The sequence below is a fragment of the Sulfitobacter marinus genome (assembly GCF_900116285.1).
Lineage (GTDB): Bacteria > Pseudomonadota > Alphaproteobacteria > Rhodobacterales > Rhodobacteraceae > Sulfitobacter > Sulfitobacter marinus.
This window is the reverse complement of record NZ_FPAJ01000004.1, coordinates 376,503-396,710: the sequence shown is the minus strand read 5'-3', so window position 1 is coordinate 396,710 and position 20,208 is coordinate 376,503. Positions and strand designations below refer to the sequence as shown.

At 51.1% G+C, this 20,208-nt stretch carries 14 protein-coding genes; 4 read left to right on the top strand and 10 right to left on the bottom strand.

Annotation, left to right across the window (positions count from 1 at the left end):
• Positions 1-90 precede the first annotated feature (90 nt).
• Positions 91-456 (bottom strand): hypothetical protein, encoded by a 366-nt coding sequence (locus BM347_RS13375; RefSeq protein ID WP_093916954.1) that lies wholly within the window; start codon positions 454-456, stop codon positions 91-93.
• 569 nt (positions 457-1,025) lie between these two features.
• On the opposite strand from BM347_RS13375, the gene BM347_RS17705 reads away from it, so the two are divergent.
• A complete protein-coding gene (locus BM347_RS17705; RefSeq protein WP_245764271.1) occupies positions 1,026-1,325 on the top strand; it encodes a helix-turn-helix domain-containing protein in 300 nt (99 codons plus the stop codon).
• Positions 1,326-1,752: 427 nt separating this feature from the next.
• Here BM347_RS17705 and BM347_RS13360 read toward each other — a convergent pair whose 3' ends face one another.
• Positions 1,753-3,135 carry a reverse transcriptase domain-containing protein gene (locus tag BM347_RS13360; protein ID WP_093916952.1) on the bottom strand — a complete coding sequence of 461 codons (1,383 nt, stop codon included), beginning with the start codon at positions 3,133-3,135 and terminating at the stop codon, positions 1,753-1,755.
• Between the two features lie 467 nt (positions 3,136-3,602).
• Here BM347_RS13360 and BM347_RS13355 point away from each other — a divergent pair, with 467 nt between their 5' ends.
• Both BM347_RS13355 and BM347_RS13350 read left to right on the top strand, forming a co-directional pair.
• Positions 3,603-4,511: an ion channel gene (locus BM347_RS13355; protein WP_093916951.1), complete on the top strand. Its 909-nt coding sequence runs from the start codon at positions 3,603-3,605 to the stop codon at positions 4,509-4,511.
• Positions 4,512-4,519: 8 nt separating this feature from the next.
• Positions 4,520-5,371 carry a hypothetical protein gene (locus tag BM347_RS13350; RefSeq protein ID WP_093916950.1) on the top strand — a complete coding sequence of 284 codons (852 nt, stop codon included), beginning with the start codon at positions 4,520-4,522 and terminating at the stop codon, positions 5,369-5,371.
• 330 nt (positions 5,372-5,701) lie between these two features.
• On the opposite strand, the gene BM347_RS13345 is transcribed toward BM347_RS13350, so the two are convergent.
• Both BM347_RS13345 and BM347_RS13340 read right to left on the bottom strand, forming a co-directional pair.
• Positions 5,702-6,760: an IS110 family RNA-guided transposase gene (locus BM347_RS13345; protein ID WP_093916949.1), complete on the bottom strand. Its 1,059-nt coding sequence runs from the start codon at positions 6,758-6,760 to the stop codon at positions 5,702-5,704.
• 473 nt (positions 6,761-7,233) lie between these two features.
• On the bottom strand, positions 7,234-7,944 hold the full coding sequence (locus tag BM347_RS13340; RefSeq protein ID WP_093916948.1) for a TorF family putative porin: 711 nt from the start codon (positions 7,942-7,944) through the stop codon (positions 7,234-7,236).
• A gap of 552 nt (positions 7,945-8,496) precedes the next feature.
• Between BM347_RS13340 and BM347_RS13335 the strand changes: the two genes are divergently transcribed.
• Positions 8,497-9,558 (top strand): ABC transporter transmembrane domain-containing protein, encoded by a 1,062-nt coding sequence (locus tag BM347_RS13335; RefSeq protein ID WP_093916947.1) that lies wholly within the window; start codon positions 8,497-8,499, stop codon positions 9,556-9,558.
• A 19-nt stretch (positions 9,559-9,577) separates the two neighbouring features.
• Here BM347_RS13335 and BM347_RS13330 read toward each other — a convergent pair whose 3' ends face one another.
• The 6 genes from BM347_RS13330 to BM347_RS13305 form a co-directional block, all read right to left on the bottom strand.
• A complete protein-coding gene (locus BM347_RS13330; protein WP_093916946.1) occupies positions 9,578-11,524 on the bottom strand; it encodes an acyltransferase family protein in 1,947 nt (648 codons plus the stop codon).
• Between the two features lie 335 nt (positions 11,525-11,859).
• The gene (locus tag BM347_RS13325) at positions 11,860-13,758 is read right to left on the bottom strand and encodes an aspartate:alanine exchanger family transporter (protein ID WP_093916945.1); all 1,899 of its coding nucleotides are present in this window, start codon (positions 13,756-13,758) and stop codon (positions 11,860-11,862) included.
• Positions 13,751-15,133 carry a glutamate decarboxylase gene (gene gad, locus BM347_RS13320; protein ID WP_093916944.1) on the bottom strand — a complete coding sequence of 461 codons (1,383 nt, stop codon included), beginning with the start codon at positions 15,131-15,133 and terminating at the stop codon, positions 13,751-13,753. The genes BM347_RS13325 and gad overlap by 8 nt, the downstream gene beginning before the upstream one ends.
• 125 nt (positions 15,134-15,258) lie before the next feature.
• Positions 15,259-16,386, bottom strand: coding sequence for an ABC transporter permease (locus BM347_RS13315; protein ID WP_093916943.1), 1,128 nt, complete (start codon positions 16,384-16,386; stop codon positions 15,259-15,261).
• 1 nt (position 16,387) lies between these two features.
• Positions 16,388-19,123 (bottom strand): ribosome-associated ATPase/putative transporter RbbA, encoded by a 2,736-nt coding sequence (rbbA, locus tag BM347_RS13310; RefSeq protein ID WP_093916942.1) that lies wholly within the window; start codon positions 19,121-19,123, stop codon positions 16,388-16,390.
• Positions 19,120-20,100 (bottom strand): HlyD family secretion protein, encoded by a 981-nt coding sequence (locus tag BM347_RS13305; protein ID WP_093916941.1) that lies wholly within the window; start codon positions 20,098-20,100, stop codon positions 19,120-19,122. The genes rbbA and BM347_RS13305 overlap by 4 nt, the downstream gene beginning before the upstream one ends.
• Between the last annotated feature and the right edge of the window lie 108 nt (positions 20,101-20,208).

Below are 20,208 nucleotides of genomic sequence, written 5' to 3'. Positions count from 1 at the left end.
AAGCCCTAGCGACGGACAGTCCGCCTTTCATGGTCCCGCCCTACCCGCTCAGTAAACTAAACGTTCTGGGACAGTGTGAGACCCTCCATGTCACATTGCTAGTTCAGCTTCGAGATATTGACGGACACGGATGATCGTAGGTAGTCCGCCTGCAATCATCACCGTTATTGCCGGTTGACCCGCAAAAAACGCAGCGCGGTTCGGTAGCCGGAGCCAATTATAGCACCGTGGCTTGGTGAAGATCGTGCCGAGTGCGACGTGGATCCCTATTAGCGTACCTGCTCGCATACTTTGGTCTTCAGTTAGCGGCTCCTCACAGTGTCCCGCTTGGATTCTATTCCACTTTTCGCGAGAGACGCCGAGGAGCTCAAACGACTGCTGCTCGGTGAGCTCCCAGCGGGTAAAGAGTTTGGGAATGGCGCACAAAATTGCCTGTTTTTCATCCGAAGTCATCATATTCGCCACCGTCTCACCTTAGGTTCTCAAAATCACGCTCTGTTGCATTAGGAACGAAGCGTGATTTTGAGAACTGTATTAGCAGCCTCTGACTGCGAAAAGCCTGCACTTATAACCAACCCGATACCGGTCGTTAAAGGTCTTGGCATTGACTTGCTCGTGATACCACTCTGCCCGCCGCACGATCACTCTTCGTTCTTCTTGTGCCTCCAAGACTCTAGCAATGGGGCATTCGCGTAGATGTAGAATTGATCTTCGGTGACGTGACCTGATTTGCTCAGAAGATGTGCAAAGACGCGTGGAATATTGGACTCTTCTGAACCCAAAATGTCTTCTATGCCGCGTCGTCCTCTTTTCGTCATCTGAACCGTCCGACCGGAGCGTTCGGACTTGCTTGATGAGCGAAGGACGACGATCAACCCCTTCTGCAACGCTATGGCACCCTGTTTTTTTGACAATCTGCCGAACCAAACAAGGTGAAATGGCAGAACGACGCTCGGGCGCAAGCTTTTCCGCGTCAGAAAAATAGTTGAATTGTACACGAATCACTCCCATTTTGGGAGTATTTTGTGACTGAGTTAGGAGTTCTTGTCGAGAAGAATTTTGGGGCAAGCACATTGGCAGGCGCAGTTCACACAGATGCATACCGTTTGCTACGGCAAGAACTAGCAAGGTTGCGACTAGCCGCAGGAATGTCGCAAGCTAAACTTGCGGAAATTCTTGGCAAACCGGCATCTTATGTTGCGAAGTACGAACTCGGCGAGCGGCGTCTCGATGCAGTGGAACTTTGCGTTATTTTAAGAATAGTCAGCGCTGATCCGAAACTATTCTTTGAGAATCTATTCGAAGCTTCACCAGATAAATTATGAAATCGGACTAGTTTAGATTGCTTTCGAAGCCCAACTACCGACCTGGGTTCTTTTAAGGGACACTTCCGCCAACGCTGGCATTGCCATGACACTAATTGCTTTGCTGACCAGCCAGATCGCGCAGCTTCAGATGCAATAATTGGTTTAAACGCTTCTCAACTCACTACTTTTGAGGAGTGCGGTTCGGAGTAAGTGTTCTTGGGATTTGGCCGCCATCTCGAGCGCCTCTATTGTCAGGAACTCCATCGGCCCATTGCGGACCTTCGTCGCCCCTCGGCCATGCTGCGGCGCGGCCCGTTGAAGGAGACATTCGCTGCGGGCGCGAAATATGAAGCACAGCGAATTAACAGCTTGAGGACGAAGGAGTCACAGACATAGCGCGGTACAAGCGGGTGTTTAGGGTGGGCGAGCAAGAGAAGGTCGAGGTTTAGGGTTTTGTTTCCGTAGAAGAGCTAGAGTGCATAGCTGCAAGTTTGGGAATTCCCATTACGCTTAGGCGGGTTTCGTCAGAAGCGTTCAATAGCTTTCGGCGTAACCACCTATCGAAATCCAGAAGTTTCTTAGCCGCTTTCAAATCGATTTTCCCAAACGCGTTTGAGTCAGTGACGAAGTCAAAAGACTTTTGCCAACCATACATTTTGTCAGCAATAGTCCTAGTTATTTGAGTGGATGAAAGTTTTGGAGGAACTAATTTGTTCTGTTGAATGCTCTCAGTAATTTCTTGCTTCGACGAAATAATATGCTCTTCAATTCCTGCGAGTAATTTACTGACTGAATCACTGCTTGGCACGCAACGGTTTCTTTGAAATGTGCAGCCAAGAAAATCGAAAGAATCTTCAATTTTCCCTGCCGCTGATTTGGGAGAACCGACTGGATACAATGAGAAGCCAAAGTCTTTCATTCCCTTCGTCGCAGTCTTGATCGCCCAATCTCGCGCCGCCTCAGACTTACAGATCACAAGTAAATCATCAATGTAGCGCACGGCGGTTGTATCTGGAGAATTCAATTGATGATCAAAGTCGTAAAGTAGCAAATTGCCAGCAAACGCCGATAGAGAAGAGCCTTGAGCCACTCCAATCCCTAGTTTTGGGAAAAGCTCAGTAAATCTACCCAGTTCTTCTGGGTTGGATAAATCCACTCTCAGAGCTTCCTCAAGTAAGTCGGCAAGAAGGTTGTCATTAGTTTCCTTTCTTACAATGTCGACTACGCTGGCAGTTGGGATGTCTGTAAAAAAAGATTTAATATCCGACTTATAATAGTATTTTTTCCCGTCGTTCATTTCATCCAGCAACAGATTGACCGCAGGCTTTACTCCTCCAAATTCCCCTAATAAACCTCCGACACCATACTTCGACTGGTTAACGTTGTTGATTGCTCCTAGTCTAGGATCAGTCGTTTGGATCGACTTAGAATTTAGATTGGAAAGGTCAGTTATGCGGCGGGGCTGCAACACTTGTAGAATTGCACGTTGAACAACTCTGTTCTTAACGCTTGCAATGGCAATTGGTCGTGGGTCTTTGTTGAGTGCTAGGCGTGCCCTTTTATCTTTAAGGACTCCCTTGGCCGGATCAAATTGAAACCTATGTTCTCGCAATTGTCGCCCAATTTTGCGCAGATGTGTTTGATGGGCATGCTCAAACTTAGATGCGTTACCCCGGATTTCGCCATTACTTGACGACAATGCGCTCTTCTTTACATGCCTCCATGCGGCGAAAAGATTTGCCTCACTTTTAACTTCATCAAAGAGGGTTTTTGATGTCTTCGCTCGGGTCCCCAACTCATATCCTCCCGACCGTTGACTTCTGTCCATCTACTGAGCACGAGCATGCCGTGACAACAGCAACCTCGGCAGAATTGTCCACCTTGGCTGGTCCGTATCTTGCCGTGATGCGCAGAGAGAACTCCAACGTCACTTCGGGCGCGACAACGAAACTAGATGTAGTATAATTAAGGGCGTGCCAGCGCGAAAGCAAGCTACAGGTTGATTTTTTTCGAAAAAATGCAAGTGAACCTAATCATCCTCAACCTTCCGCCACAAGGCCTTCACAGCCTCGCGCACTTTCTTTTCCTCTAGCCGTCGTTTGACGGATCTGCAGCCAATCGACAGACTATGACTATTGGTGTTTCAATGCTGCACGGTAGCGTGTCTAGGTAAACACCGTGTTGATTGGATGAGTAATGCAAACTGACTATAATGGTTGTCAATGCTTGTAGACTGGTTTCATATAGAGTCAGAATACTCAGGTCGCCGGTATTGCCCAAACGATTGACCACTGCATGAAAGAAAAAATGAAACGTGATCCGGACGAATTTTTTGAGCTTAATGAACCATACTTAGAAATAGCTAGCCCAGATGCCTTTTGGGCACTAGCCGCGACGCGCGACAAAGCTACGCTCAAAGATTTATTGTATCGGCCTGAAAAGCTTGTCAGCCCGAAACCACCTGCAAAGTGGATGGTACGAAACAAGACTTTCATTAATGTCTCATTTTCCAAAACTCAAATTCAGTACATTGAGTTTACGGATTGCAATTTCGAAGACTGTTTATTCATTGGTTCAATAATTACGGATTGCCGTTTCAACAATTGCGAATTTGATTGGTGCAACTTTTTCCGAGCCGAGTTCAAAAATTGTTACGTAGACCCCAAGGTTTTTGAGAGGTGTAACGATAGCGTCAAGCACCCCAATGTCGGTATGAGTTTGTACCAAGAGCTTCTGAATAATAGTCGTCAAGAAGGTCAGCCAGACTTTGCACTTGAGGCACAGTATCAGTTTAAACGATGGCAAAGATACCTAAAGTGGGAACAGCTAAAGGATTCTGACGCTGGTTTTTTGAAACGGGGCTTACTGCTTGCGGCAATCATGAAGGCGAAGATACTGGAAATTACGACCGGTTCTGGTACACGCCTTTTTAACTTTTCGGTGACTGCGGCGTCGCTCCTAATCTTTCTTACTGTGATAAACCACACGTTTGCCCAGTGTTTTGGACTGATGATTGATAAAGAGCCAGTTGTGGACTGGTCAGAGGCATTTTACTTTTCAACAATCGTCGTTACTTCTCTCGGTTTTGGAGACATTACTCCGACAACGGTGTCCGGCCATGTAGTCATTGCATTTGAAGCAATTGTTGGTTTCGTCACTCTCGCGACACTAGTCTCAATGCTCTTTCGAAAAATAACAAGCTGAGGTTAAGGATGGTATCGATATACATTATTGGATCTGTTGCTAGAAATGAAGACGACTATCTTAGTGACAAGGACCTGCTAGTTGTCGACGGACCTAGTCGAAATAGTGCTACAGTTGACCGGTTTGTTGACGAAGGCTGGAATGTATCACGCTATACTCGAGCCGAATTTGAAGCGATGACGGCGGCCCAGTCATTGTTCGTACAGCATGTAAAACAGGATGGAGTTGCGATCAGGGATGATGGCGGGTATGTCGGTTCTCTGCTCGCGCGTAGCAAACCTAAAAAGAACTATATCGGACAACTTAAGTCAGCAATCCAACCGATTTTCCGCTTAAGTGAACTTGACGTACAGTATTGGAACCGCCTCCTACAAGCAGACATCATGTTTGTCGCGGTGCGAAATGCATGTGTCTTCCATCGCGCGACTTATGGTGAACCCGAGTTCGACTATGACCGGCTAATCAACTGGACCTCGAAGTGCGCGGATGTTTCCGCCTCTGATAAAGAGGCTCTTCTCGAATTGCGTTCCCTCAAACATGCTTACCGAAACCGATTGTATGACATTGATGTGTCTGGTGTTCCGGCGATTAAAAAAGCCGTCTTAAAGCTCGCCAAATATTGGAACTCAGAGGTCAGCGCACCCTCAGTAAATGCGGACCTATCAAATGGGTATTTCGAAGTCAGGGAACTCGAGGTTAAACTCGTATCGTTGTTTAACCCGACGTTCTTGGACAATTTAAGTCACGATCACGACCTAGCGGAACTCTGGTCGGTGATCTGCAATCCAAGTCTTTACGATAAACCCCGAAATTCAAATCTACCGAAGTGGTCGGCGCTCGTCTCAAAGTTAGAAGAGTAACCAAAGTCGGCTTACTGTCCTTGAAGTCGCTTAACTCGCACCAGCAGCGAATGACCGCTTTCCGCCCTTGTGCCGACCTACACGAACGGCCCAATGTATGTACCGGCTGCTGTTCGCAAATGATTTCTGACATGTTCTCGGAAGTCGCTCATATGTATCCGGCCTGTTGATCGACACGCGGGTCGTGGCCTTGTTGGGGTTACGCTCGCACCGTGATCTCATTAGCTGCAAGGTCGATTATGACCATTTGGGCCGTCAGACTCTGGGGACGTAATATTTCCGTTCCATGCTTTCTATCTATCGCGAACTCCTTTGGACCGTGGTGGTGCTTTAGACGCCAGCCATGATCTCATCTCTGGGCGCATCAAACGCCGTTTTATGTCTCAATATGCTCCACGCCATCCGGGCCAATTTATTCGCCAAAGCGATTGCCAGCTTATTGCGATGCATGCGCTCTGATGCGCGGGTGAGCCATGCACCGAAGCTGAAGTCCGGCCATCGGTGCGGCCGCATCAGGATGACCTTGGCCGCCTGAACGAACAGCATGCGCAAATACCTGCTTCCACGTTTCGTGATCCGTCCCAATATAGTTCGGCCGCCCGTGCTGTATTGTCGGGGGACCAATCCCACCCAGGCCGCAAAGTCACGACCTCGATCGAAGGCCTCACCTTCACCGATAGCGGCCACCATCGCCGTCGAGATCATCGGGCCAATCCCAGGCACCGTCATCACGTTGACGCAGTTCTCTTCCGTTCGACTGATGTCCTCGATCTCTTTTGAGACTGCATTGATCCGATCATCCATCCACATCCAATCGCCATAGAGCCCGATGAGTATCTTGCGCATCCGCGGCGATATCTCATCTTTGCGGTCTTCAAGGATGGCCTCAAAGGAATTTTTCAACGCACGCAAACCTTTGCGGACAGTGATGCCCTGTTCAATCAAAAACGCACGGATCTGATTGATCGTTGCCGTCCGTCGCGACACCAAGCGCGACCTGACACGGTGCAACGCTTGTAAATCGAGCTGATCTTGGCTCTTCTCAGAGACTGTATTCAAGTTCGGACGTAGCGCCGCCTCAGCAATGGCTTCCGCATCATTGTAGTCGTTCTTCTGGCCCTTATTAAATGGCTTTACGTAGATCGCTGGAATAATCCGAGGCTCAAAGCCCATCTTGCGCAGCGTGCGACTGACAAAGTGGGCACTCAGACACGCCTCCATGCCAACAATACAACGCTGCAACTTTTCGAACGTCGTGACCAATGCAAGACGTTTGATCTGCTTACGCAGAACGCGCTGCCCTTCGTGATTAAACCCAACAATGTGAAATGTGTCTTTACCAATATCGATGCCGACCGACTTCAGATCATCAAACTCAACCTTCGCCATGCTACTTCTCCTATATGCAGGTGAAACTAAGCTCAGTCTAACCTGCTGGGTGAAGCAGCCGGTACATCCCATTACCTGCCGTTCATTCATTGTCAGGTTTTTGCAGTGCAGCTTTCGTATTGCGGACCTTCGCTTTTCTGCAGGGCTTTGGACAAAGACTAGGTTGGTTGATGGAACTTTTCTGCCATTGTCTTTGCAAAAGTGAAAGTCAGTCAATTTGGCAGCCTGATAAGTCAAGGCTCTTCAGCTGTTCGCTAGTATTTGTTGGAGGTATGATGAACCGTTACCCAGTTTTTACTGTTAAAGGTCGATCCTTTGGCCAGGTTATTCTACCGGCAGTCAACACTTCAAGCTGGCCCATAAGAGGTCGAGGGGATTCCCTGACGCACGTAAGGCCGGCTTTGGTCTTTTCAACTTAACAAAGGCCATCACAAATCACGGCAAGCCGCAGATGATGAGCAAGGTGCCAATAATCAGTTGAACAAAGATACAGTAAAGACAACTAGTTCATCATCATAATTGCCACCATACACGCGCAGATCAGCCGAAACATTATCACCAAGATCCCGCGAAAGGCCGATATCCATAGCGTATTTGTCGCTGGACAGGTCGTCACGAGACCCAAGGTCGGTGCCTGCCCCACCCGAAAGCGTGAGATCCCATGGAAGTGCAGCCAGCTCGGCACCGAGATACACCCAATTTTGGTCTGCATATACTTCGCGGTAGTAGTCTAGTCCAAGCGTGACGCGATCAGAAACCGCCCAATCGGTCTTGATGTAAGCTTCGCCGTAATTTGTATTGTCATCGCGATAGAAGTAACGCGCAAAACCCATGTCAAAATCGACATTGCGCCAGCTCGGTGTGATGCCTGCATAGACGTCGTACTCCATATCTGTCGCACCACCAAATTTAACATTGGACGCCCACAGTCCCCCGTAAAACAGACCGTATGCGGCTTCAACGTAAGGCTGGACGGCGGGGTGATCTTCGGTTTGTGTACTGCCTTTGGAGATATAGTTAGATGTCACGTCGACACCGTAGCTGAGTGCTAGGTCTTGTGCCAAAGCACCCGTTGCTGAAAGACAAACCGTGATCATACCAGCCACAACGGAGCGCGTGCGCAGACCGCATTGGCTGCTTTTAGGCTGTGCCGTTAAGAATTCAGGTTGTTCAGTAAAGTTCATTGCGCGGTTTCCTTATCGCTGATCTGCATCGCAACGAAGGCCGAGGCCCCATCTGCTTCAGAACTATTCGTTGTGTTTTTTGCGAGGACTTATGCCAGAGGTTTCCTAGCGGTATGCCCCTGCACACTAGCCAATCCGACACCTGCCGAATTGATGCGCATCAATTCTCGAACATGGCTCAAGCGTTCTGATGGTTGCTATCTTTAAAATTTAGATAACCAAATCCGAAACATTGTCATTCTGCGTCGATCATCAGGTCAGCCGCGCATTAGGTGCAACATTACTCTTGGGCCCATGATCTGGCGACGGCACCACGTTGCAAATCACGTGAATAAGTCGCGGCTTGTTTAGGATGATTGATGTCTGTCAATCGCTGTGACCCAAGGAACGGTATCTACGACCAACCCAAAAGGACGTCGTGATGATCAAAGGTGCCCAGACCATAACAAACACACCCGCAGCTCTGCCCGTTTTGATTGTCGGTCTAGCCGACAGCAACGCCATACCAGTATGGACTGCACACTTCCAAACTTTGACCACTGAATATTGAGAATGCGACCCCAGCCCAGACCCGTTTCGGCCAAATGTTTTGATCGTACTGAAACGACCTTCTTTGGCTTCGTGTGGGAAATGGGCGGCTATCATCAAATTGTGGTCTCAGCCGGGTCGCTGTTTGTCGGCGCGTTGGCCGTGGTCCCGGTCGAGATTAACCGACGCATCATCGACGGTATGATCGACCAGAAAAACCAGCAATTGGTCCTGGCGCTGGTTGCGGTACTGTTGATCGTTACACTCATCAATGCGGTGACCAAAATCGGCATTGGTCTGTATCAAAGTTGGCTGTCGCAAAGTGCGTTGGTCTATTGCCGAAAAACGTTGGTTCAAACGGAACTCGAACGCCGGGCGTGCCAGAGCACAACCCATGGATCTAACAATGGTCGTTCTGACGACGAAATCGTAGATAACCATCCAGATCGACAAGTGGGAACGACTGCGTCTGTTCTGGGCACAGAAATCAGTGAGGTTTGTGATTTTGTTGGGTCCGGAATTTCAGAACTCGTTGCGAACGTGGCCAGCCTTGTATTTGCTTTGGCGTATATGACGTACGTCGAGCCTAAGATCGCTTTGATATCGTCGCTCTTACTCATCCCTCAACTTTTTTCCGTACCGCTTGTCCAAAAGCCATTGAACAGATTGGTCAGAGAACAAACCGAGCAGACGCGAGCGCTTTCACAATCAGTGGTGAACCTAACTGATTTAGATCATCACGATGCTGACGGGTTTCGTATGCAATTGATAGGTATCTACTGGAACCGTCTGCACATAGCCGCTTGGAAGCTACTCGGAAAAGCGATCGTTAACCTGGTCAACTCTCTGGCCGTGCTCAATGTTCTCGCGGTTGGTAGCTATCTTTACTTTCAAGGGCAGACGACAGTCGGGGTCATTGTGGCGTTTACCGTGGCGTTTCAAAAGCTGGCTGATCCAATCAGTGCTCTGGCCACTTTTTACCGCACTACATCCATGAAGGTTCAACGCTTTGACAAAATTGTTGATTGGATGCGTCAGGGTTCCGCTTCTCAGCAAGAAATAATTGCGCCCGCTGATCCACAATAGAAACCTCTGCGCATTCATTCTAACGCGGCCCAGATATTTTTTGTTGTATGAGCCCCGTTAGATTAACACGCCGCCCAAGCTCTGCGGCACCAGAAATCGACAAGTGACCAGTGTCGCGATAGATGCTGATTTGATCAAAGTTCGTTTTACAGGTCGCCTGATCGCATAGAAAGTCGTCAAACCAAATCACAGGGATACTTACCTCTACGCGCTTTAGAATCCGGGTGATTGCCGTATTTCTGGCTGTCATTTCGTCAGGATCGAAATTGCAATCTTCGTACGGCTGACCAAAAATGCGTTTTCTAATATAGCAAAGGCCGAGGGATCTGCCGTTTTGTGGTGGCGGAGAGACAAATATCATCAACTTGCCGCGACCATTGAGATAGCTTTGTGTACTCACGATATTCTTGATTAATCTTTCCTCGACCTCTGCAGGATCAACAACTGTGCCATCTCTTTCGTAAGTTGGATAAAGCAGCTGTGAAAATGCCGAACTGACAATAACCGTTCGAATTTCGTCCGTGTTTGATATCCAGCCCAAAGCTTGGTCATTGAAGTCCGTGCACTGCCACCAGCGCGCTTTGCCAAAATGAGCAGAGATGCCGGGAAACGGGCCGCAAGAGCTCTTAGTCACTTGGACAAAGTCGACCCTTGTCTCACTTGCAACAAGCGCTGGTGCCAATTGCATCGCATAGCTATCACCCCAAAGAACTGTCTGGGGATGAGGTGAGGTGCGACAATTGGATGGAAGGGCAAAGTGTTTGGTATCACAGTCAGAATGCAAACCAACATTAGGACGTAAATTGTCGTGAACGAGTGCGATCTCGGCAAAGCTTTCACCCGCTGGAGTCTGTCTTGAAGGGTGCCCGTCGAACGCCGAAAGGAAAACCCCCAAACTCGCAACTGCTACAAGCGCCCCCGATCCCAACCAAAGAACATTACCTCGGGAAAGCGGATTCTGAGGAGACGCGCGAAAAGGTCTTTCTACATACCGCCAACTGAACCAAGCTAAGGTGAAGGTTGCCATAACCAACGCAACCAATGATGCACCTTGCGGGTCGTCCGAAGTGCGCAACCGAAAAAATGCAATAAGCGGCTGGTGCCACAAATACGCACTGTAACTGATAAGCCCGATGAATACGAAGACAGGGTTGTCCAGAATGGCTGCGATACGATTGCCGTCCCTGGCAAACAGAATAATCAACGCGGTACCAAAAACGGGGATGACCGTCCAAATGCTTGGTGTCGGTGTGGCTGCCGTAAAACTGAGCATTGCGAACACAACAAGTGCTACCCCCACGGCAGCGGCGGCTACATTTGGCCGCACGACGTCGCGCCAAAGCAACACAGCGCAAATTGACCCCGCAACAATTTCCCAAAATCGCATGGGTGCAAGATAGTAGTTCGCAGTTGGCAGGTTCTGCGTGGCCCACTGCGTCAACGCCAAACTGGCCGCACCCAGAACAATAAAGCTGGCAAGGATCAAACTACGTCGAACCCTCCAAACAAAGGCCAGAAATATAGGGAAGAAGATGTAATATTGTTCTTCGACCGCAAGGCTCCAAGTGTGCAGCAACGGTTTTAGTTCTGCGGACGCCGCAAAGTAGCCAGACTGTTGCCAAAACAAGATATTGGATGTGAATGTGGCGACACCGACCAAGCTTAGCCCGAAATCTTCTAACTCGGATGGCATCATCCACAACCAAGCGAATGGGATACAGCAAAGTACGACAAAGCAGAGGGCTGGAAGAATTCGGCGCGCCCTGCGTTCGTAGAAAGTGAGTAATGAAAACTGCTGTTCTTGCAGATCGTGCAACAAGATACTGGTGATCAGGTAGCCACTGATGACAAAGAATACATCTACCCCGATATACCCACCGCTAAAGGCATCAACGCCAGCATGGAAGAAGATTACAGGTACAACTGCAACAGCACGTAACCCGTCAATTTCACCGCGATATTTCATCTAAATATGTGCCCTGACCGTATACGTTTGGTTTCAATTCTTTCATAACTATCCACAGAAAATTGATCCCATCCACGCCAATACGGCCAATAGCGTACCTAACCCTTCACGTGGCCTTATGTTCCGTTAATTTATGTGTTCAGTGAAATGCGAAGGCTGTACAGAGACAACGGGACGCTGTTTATCAGCAACCTCAAGACCAATATGATCGATTATGACCGAGTCGATGGAGTGCCTGCAGTAGTCAAGTTGGTCAGGATCGACCGTAACCTTCGCCCATTGACAGGCAGGGTGATCCGTTTCGAATAAACACAATTGAGGTTAGCGGCTTTCGATCACGACAAGATCATAGAAAAGTAGCCGCCAATGAGTGCCAGTACGGTTGTTAGGGCATAACTCACCGGATAGGGAACCGCGGCGATAGAGCTGCCCGTTTCTTCTATGATCGCATTCAGGCCCGGTGTGCTATTACGTCCGCCGGTGGTGGCACCGTCGGCAATGATCGAATTAAGCCCGAAGAGTTTAACCCCTACCCAAAAGGCGATCAGTGGCGGGATCAGCGCACCAGCGGTCCCGATAAGTGCCAACCAGAAAACTGTGTCGCCCCCGAGAGCTGAAATCACCTTTGGACCCACGTTCGCTGACAGAACGGCGACGAATGCATTCAACCCAAAATCCTGAAGGAAGCTGCGCGCACCTTCATGCACCGGACCACCAAATTCAGGGTTACGGCTGCGAAAGTAACTGACACCGACGCCTGCGAGTATGCACCCGGCGGACGTTCCCAAGGCGAAGGGGATGCCGGAAATATGTACAGTTGCGATACCGACTAAATATCCAACCAACATGGCAAGTGAGAGGTAGAGCACTTCGGACTTTAAGGTCGGTAGAATTGCATGGCCGCCGAGTTGGCGGGCTGCAGCCTTAAGCGCCCCATCGGGTCCGCTCAAGCGCAGCACATCGCCAAAGCGCACGTCGCTTTTGGGTCCAAGTGGGAGTTCGTTGCCTGCCCGGAACAGAGCCTGCACCGCGACACCGCCTGTGCCATGGCGCTCTAAGTCTTCCAGCGTCTTACCCGAAATGGCGTGCGAACCCAAGTGAACGTCAGCAACCTCCATCGGTATGTTCCGGGCCAGCAGGTTATCGGATTCGGGGCCAATTAACTCCCCTTCCTCCAATATCAGATCATGCACATTTGCGCGCACAGTCACGATGTCGCCTTTCAAAATAGTGGGGTTTTTTGTCTGATCCAACACGACACCACCGCGCACGACACGCAGGATCGGGACTTGCGGAAAGTCACTTGCCAACTGTGTTATTGTACGGCCAACAAAGCTCTCATGTGCGACCTCGAAAGCGCGAAGATCATAGGGAGAGAACCCCATTGTCAGCGCACCCGGCGCGCCTGGAACAGGGTGCGTGGCGCCACCGCTAAAATCGGCCTCCGCCCGCTTTGCATCTGCAACAGCATCAAAGCCAAAGATGCGCGGCAGGTAGCGGATCAGCAGGATAATGCCCACGCTGGATAGAACGTAGCTAATCGCATAGGCCGCCGCCATATTTGCCCCGACTTCTTCAATGGTCATCCCCGCTGGCGGGACATAAGCGCCACTATCAAGCGCGTTCTGCCCCACACCTAAGATCGCGGTGATGGTGTAACTGCCGGAAATGAGCCCCGTCGCATACCCCGGTGCGAGCCCGGCCCATGCCGCCCCAAAATAGCAGATCACCCAGTTCAGGACGAAAACGATCAGGCCGACACCGACAAAAGCCAAACCACCTTTGCGCAAACCTGAAAAGAACTGCGGCCCGACTTTAAGGCCAAGCGCATACATGAACAGCAGCAACATGAAGGACGATAGAATGCCGGGGATGGAATAGGTTATGCCATAAGCCGCTTCAGCGGTCATTGAGAGGATCACTCCGACAAGCAAGGTGCCCGCAGTTGACCCAAGTGAAATGCCTTTCAGGCTGAATTTTCCGATCAATGACCCTATCGCAAGTGCCAGAAGGACGAAAGCAATAGGTTGGTTTCCCAAAAGCTGAAAGAAATCATGAAGGCTTGCCTCGGACCCTGGTTCGATCCTGTCGAATACCTGCCCCACCACAGTCTTTGAGGGTGAGGGTCGGTCACTTTGGGCGACAGCCGACCCACCAAGCAAAATCAGTGGCACGAGAAGAAAATAGCTGGCGGGCCTCGCAATTGTGCCAAATCTGCGAGATATTTCAGCCATGATGGAATCCCGGTTTCGCTGTGGAATTCGGGATCGGGTTCTTTGACAGGTGCTCGATCGCGCGCTTCATATCCTCCAGAAGAAGGCTGGCTAGGTCACGGGTGACCCCGTGCCGGATCAGAATGCGCTGAACCACAGTTTCCTGACGGTTCGATGGCAGCGGATAGGACGCGATCTGCCATCCGCGCATCCGTACCCGTTCTGATAGATCGTAAAGTGTGAAGCCATGATCTGCGTCAGTCAGTTTGTAAGCAACAGCTGGTAGGCCGCCATGACCGTCATAAACCATTTCGAATGGCCCGATCTTGGCCAGTTCTGCCCCCAACCATTGCGCTGTATCAGAGCATGCCTGTTGAATTGCAGTATAGCCGTCGCGGCCCAACCGTAGAAAATTGTAATATTGCGCAATAATCTCACCGCCCGGACGGGAGAAGTTCAGCGCGAATGTCGGCATGTTGCCGCCCAAGTAATCCACGTAGAAGATTAGATCTTCAGGCAGATCTTCTTGTGACGCCCAGATGACCCAGCCAACACCCAACGGAGCCAGCCCGTATTTGTGCCCTGAGGCATTGATCGACCGGACGCGAGGGATCTGGAAATCCCACACGAGGTCGCGCTGAATGAACGGTGCGATGAAACCGCCCGATGCCGCATCGACGTGGATCGGAATATCAAGCCCAAGATCACGCTCCATTGCGTCCAATTCGCGTGCCAAGGCTTCGACCGGCTCGTAGATGCCAGTAAAGGTAACACCCAATGTAGCAACCACGCCGATGGTGTTTTCATCGCAATATTTGCGTAGGTCTTCGGGCTGTATGCCAAGCGCATCGCCTTCAAGCGGCACCTCACGGATTTCGACGTCGAAATATCGTGCGAATTTTTTCCAACAAATCTGCACTGGGCCGGTGACGATATTGGGTTTGCTTGCGTCCTTACCCTCGGCCTCGCGCCGCGCACGCCATTTCCATTTGAAGGCCAAGCCACCTAACATGGCCGCTTCGCTTGAGCCTGTGGTCGAGCACCCGACAGTCTCCCATGATTTTTCAGCGTGCCACAGGTCCGCAAGAATGTGGACGCAACGATTTTCGATCTCGGCGGTCTGAGGGTATTCGTCTTTGTCGATCATGTTCTTGTCGACAGCATCAGTCATCAACTGTTTAACTTCATCCTCAACCCATGTTGTGCAAAACGTCGCGAGATTTTGACGCGCGTTACCGTCCAGTAGCAGTTCGTCACGAACAAGCGCATAAGCTGCGTGTGGTTCTGTTAATCCATCTGGCATCCGATATTTCGGCAAGCGACGCTCTGACGAGGCTGTCGAATAGATATCTTCAATTTCGTTGTGCTCGTGATCTTCTACTGCGTGGATCGGCATGCCTTGTGTCCTTTTGAAAAACTATCTCAACCGCCCAGTGATAATTTGGGCATTGAGACACCTTTGGCAGGGTCAGCATCTGCAGTATTGACATGCGTCAATCAGCAAGCAACCCGTTACAAAATTCAGTGGTCAGCAGCCATAGTCTGGCGAAAGCGGATAAGGGCGATGATAAAGAAAACGGCACTTAACCCCACCATGACAAGCATATTGGACCAAACCGTTTCAAATCCGGCACCACGATACAAAATCGCTTGGGAAAACGCGACGAAATGCGTGGAGGGCGAAACCTGCATGGCAGTTTGAAGCCAATTTGGGATACTCTCCATCGGTGTGGTGCTGCCCGACAAAAGGTTCATGATGACAAGAACGGGCAATGCCAAAAGACCAAACTGCGGCATCGACGTGGTGAAGGTTGCCAGTAGGATACCAAGGCCGGTGACCGACACGAGATACAAAACCGTACCCGCCACAAATAGCGGAATGGACCCGGCAACGGGAACCGCCAAAATACCCTGGACCACCAACCACAGCGACAGCACTGCGGCAAGGATGATTGCAAGGCCGTTTGCCCAAATCTTGGCCAGCATGATCTCGGAGGGCGAGACTGGCATGACCAGAAGGTGTTCGATCGTGCCGTGTTCGCGTTCACGGATCAGGGCCGCACCCGTCAACAGTACCGAGAGGATGGTAATGTTATTGATCACCTGCATAACCGATGAAAACCATGTCGATTGCAGGTTTGGATTGAACTGCGCCGTCACAACCAGATCAATGGGCAGAGAGGTCGATGTATCGTCGCGCGCGACGAACTTGGTGATTTCAGCTGTGATAATCTCTTGAAGAAAAACCGATCCGTTCCCCGCCTGCACCATCGCCGTCGCGTCCACATTCAACTGAACTTCCGGGAGCATCCCCGAAATTACATCCGCCTCAAACCTTGGAGGAAAAGACAAGACAAAGACATAATCGCCGTTGTCCATCACGCGGTCGAGATCAGAGGCCGCAATTTCTTGTGGGGTGTCAAATTCAGGTGGCAGGATTGCCCCAATGATTCGCCCCGTCAAATCGGATCGGTCCAGATCAACATAGGCAACCGAGGCGTTGATCACTTCCAGTTTCGCACCGGTTGCAACAGCATAGACCGCAAAACTAAAAACATACGCGATCAACAGGATCAGAACCGGATCAGCGTAGAGGCTGCGCAGCTCCTTTAGCCCAAGCCGGAAGATGTTAGATAGCCACTGCATCATCTTATTTCTCCTGCTTGCGGAGCATTAGGATCGACGCCCCAATAAAGAAAAAGGCAAAGCCAAGCAGCACAACATGGTTTTGCCAAAGTTCTGCAAACCCGAGGCCCTTAGTGAAAGTGCCAACGCTGATCTGTTGATACCACGCAGCCGGAAATCCCAGACCAATCATACGGCCGCTTCCGGACAACGAGGAAACCGGCACCAGCAGGCCCGAGAAATTCACCGCAGGAATAATAGCAATCACGGCAGCCGCAAAGGTCGCCGCGACTTGGGTTTTGGTAAAGGTCGAAATCAAGATACCAAAACCAGTCGTCGCTAAAACATAAATTAGTGTTCCGCCCAGCAATGCGATACCGGATCCCCGGATCGGCACATGGAATACGCCATAAGACATCACCAACAGGGTTAGAAAACTTAAAAAGGCAATGACCACATAGGGAAGCTGCTTACCCAGAACGAATTCGGTTTTAGTGACGGGGGTAGATCGGAAATTGGCAATCGATCCGGTTTCTTTTTCCCGCACGACGCCCATCGCTGCCATCATCGACGGGATCAGGACCAGCATCAGCATGATGACCGATGGCACAATTGCATACACGCTCTTGAATGCCTGATTATACCGAAAACGAGTCTCGATCTCGGCACCGCTGGTATCAATCGCTTCGCCGTAGGTGCGTTCGATTTGGTCCTCCATATAGGACAGGGCCAAGCCTTGCAGATAACCGCGCGCAGTCTGAGCACGAAAGGGCATTGCAGCGTCTATGGCAACCCGCACTTCGGGTTGTTCGCTTCGCAAAAGCAATCGGCCAAAATCAGGAGGTATCTCAATGGCTATGGCTATCTCTCCGCTCTTGAGTCGCGCGTCCAATTCCACCGCCGTTGAGGCCGGTGCCTGTTCTTCGAAATACTCCGAGCCCGAGAACGCTTCAAGAAGCCCACGGCTCTCTGCGGTCTGGTCTTGATCATGCACAGCATAGGGCAGGTCTGTTACATCAAAACTGATGCCATAACCGAAAGTCAGCATCAAAATAACCGGCCCCAAAAAAGCAAAAGTCAATCGCATCGGGTCCCGCAAAATTTCCATCGTTTCGCGCAAAGCAAAGGCCCAAAGACGCGCCAATGCAAAACCGCGCCGCTGCACAGGTGCTGGGGCTGCCGCGTAAGAAGAGGGTTGCGGCCCGCTTGATCCCCTTGCCTGAGTATCTTCGCCAGCGGCCTCCTGCAGATAACTTACAAAAGCGTCATTCAGCGTCTCGGCATTCTTGGACCTCACAATTGCGGCAGGTGTCCCGACGGTCAGAACGCGCCCCGCATGCATCAGTGATATCCGATCACAGCGCTCCGCTTCGTTCATAAAATGAGTAGAGACAAAAATTGTCACACCGTCATTTCGCGATAACCCTATCAAATGCTGCCAAAACTCATCACGCGCGATCGGATCCACGCCCGATGTCGGTTCATCAAGGATCAGAATTTCAGGCGCATGAATGACTGCCACAGCAAGTTGGAGGCGCTGCCTAATACCAAGCGGAAGCGCGTCCGGTTTCTGATCCGCCTCGTCTTGCAACGTGAATGTATCGAGCATCTCGGACACCCGCGCAGCCCGTCCGGTCTTGGGGATTTGATACAATTCCGCATGCAGGTCGAGGTTTTGGCGCACGGTCAATTCACTGTATAGAGAAAACGATTGCGACATGTACCCGACGCGCTGACGCGTACGCATGTCATTTGCATCCAGACTTTCCCCGAACAAAAGCGCTTTGCCATCGCTGGCAGGCAACAGTCCCGTCAGCATCTTCATCGTGGTGGTCTTGCCGCATCCGTTGGACCCCAGGAAGCCGAATATCTCGCCCCGCTCGATTTCAAAATCGACACTGTCCACGGCAACAAAATCGCCAAACCGACAGGTTAGTGATACCGCTTGAACCGCAGGTGTGCCGCCTTGGGTTTCGCGCGGTGGCACGATTACTTCACGATGGCCCTGCCGTACGGCTTCGGGCAGCAAAGCGATGAACGCTTTCTCTAGCGTGGGTTGACCCGTTTTTATGCGCACATCTTCTGGTGTTCCGGTCGCGATAACCTTGCCATCAGACATGGCGGCCAGCCAATCGAAACGTTCGGCCTCTTCCATATAGGCCGTCGCGACAATGACGCTCATCGTTGGGCGCTGCCCCCGAATGCGGTCGATCAAATCCCAGAACTGCTGGCGCGACAATGGATCAACGCCAGTTGTGGGTTCGTCAAGGATCAACAGATCGGGGTCGTGAATAAGCGCCGAACACAGCGATAGCTTTTGCTTCATCCCGCCTGACAGCTTGCCCGCGGGACGGTTCGGAAACGGGTCAAGGCCAGTGGCTTTCAACAGATCAGCGATACGCGCGCGCCGTTCCGCGATGGATTGCCCGAAAAGTCTACCAAAGAAATCGAGGTTCTCCGTCACCGTCAACGTCGGGTACAGGTTACGACCAAGGCCCTGCGGCATATAGGCAATACGGGTGTTGCAGTCCCTCAGATGGTGGCGGTCACGAATATCGCCCCCCAAGACCTGCACTTGCCCCGTCTGCACCTTGCGCACACCCGCAGCAAGCGCCAGCAATGTCGATTTACCAACACCGTCTGGTCCGATCAAACCAGCCATACAGCCCGCAGGAATATCCAGGCTAATGTCGTCCAGCGCCGCCGTCGCACCATAACGATGGATCACGTTGGACAGTTGGACGATGGGTGCATCGGTCATTGTGGAAGACGGACAGCAAGATTAGCGGGCCACACAGCTCCGTCTTTGACCAATACATATCCAACGCCCGGAACCCCGGCACGCGCCCGATCCTGATAATCGACAAGAAGCTCCGGCGCGATAGTCAGTTTGACCCGAAACATCAACTGGTTCCGCTCTTCTTGAGTCTCGACAGATCTAGGCGTGAACTGAGCAGTGCTTGCCACGAAAGTTACGGTGGCGGGAATGACGTAATCGGGAATTGCGTCCAGAATAATCCGGGCCTCGGCTCCGATAGCCAGACGCCCGGCATCACCGGATGGCAGGAATATCGACATGTACATGTCAGATAGGTCAGTGAGCGTCACCACCCGCCCGCCTGCACCAAGTATTTCACCTGAATGCGCCAAAACATACTGAACACGCCCGGCCCTCGGTGCGGTCAATTTTGCATCTGCAATCAAACTTTGGAGACGTTCGACCGACGCCTCGGCCGCCGCGATGTTTGCATCTGCCAAAGGAATTCCCGCCTCAGCTGCCGCAAGGGCAGCCCGCGCCGTGTCCAACACGGTCCGCTGCGCATCCAACTGTGCCTCACTGTGGAAACCGTCCTTCGCGAGCTTCTCGACGCGGCGGAACTCTGCCTCGGCCGTTAACACCTCTGATCTGCGCTGACGTAAAAGGGCCTCTGCCTGCAGCTTCTGCTGTTCGGCTTGACGTACTGCTGCTTCCGACGCGTGCAACTGGGCATCGAGATCGAATGTTTCCATCTCTGCAATCAATTGCCCAGCTTCGACCCAGTCTCCTTCGGTCACAAACACTTTGGCGATACGCCCGGCCAATTTGGTGGCAATCTCAATCCGTTCAGCTTCAATGCGACCATTCGAAGAGCTAATGCCATCAGGCACCGCCATTCTAAGGGAATTTTGCCACCAAAGCGCACCAGCGCCAGCAGCTGCCAACAGGACAAAAACGAAAATCAGCAGTTTCTTATTCATAATCTGTAACCCATCAATGTGGTGCCAATAGACGACAAGCAGCGTCCTTTGTGCAGAACTGCACCTGTCACGTCATTTGCCATGAAGACTCGTTCGCAGATTGACGAA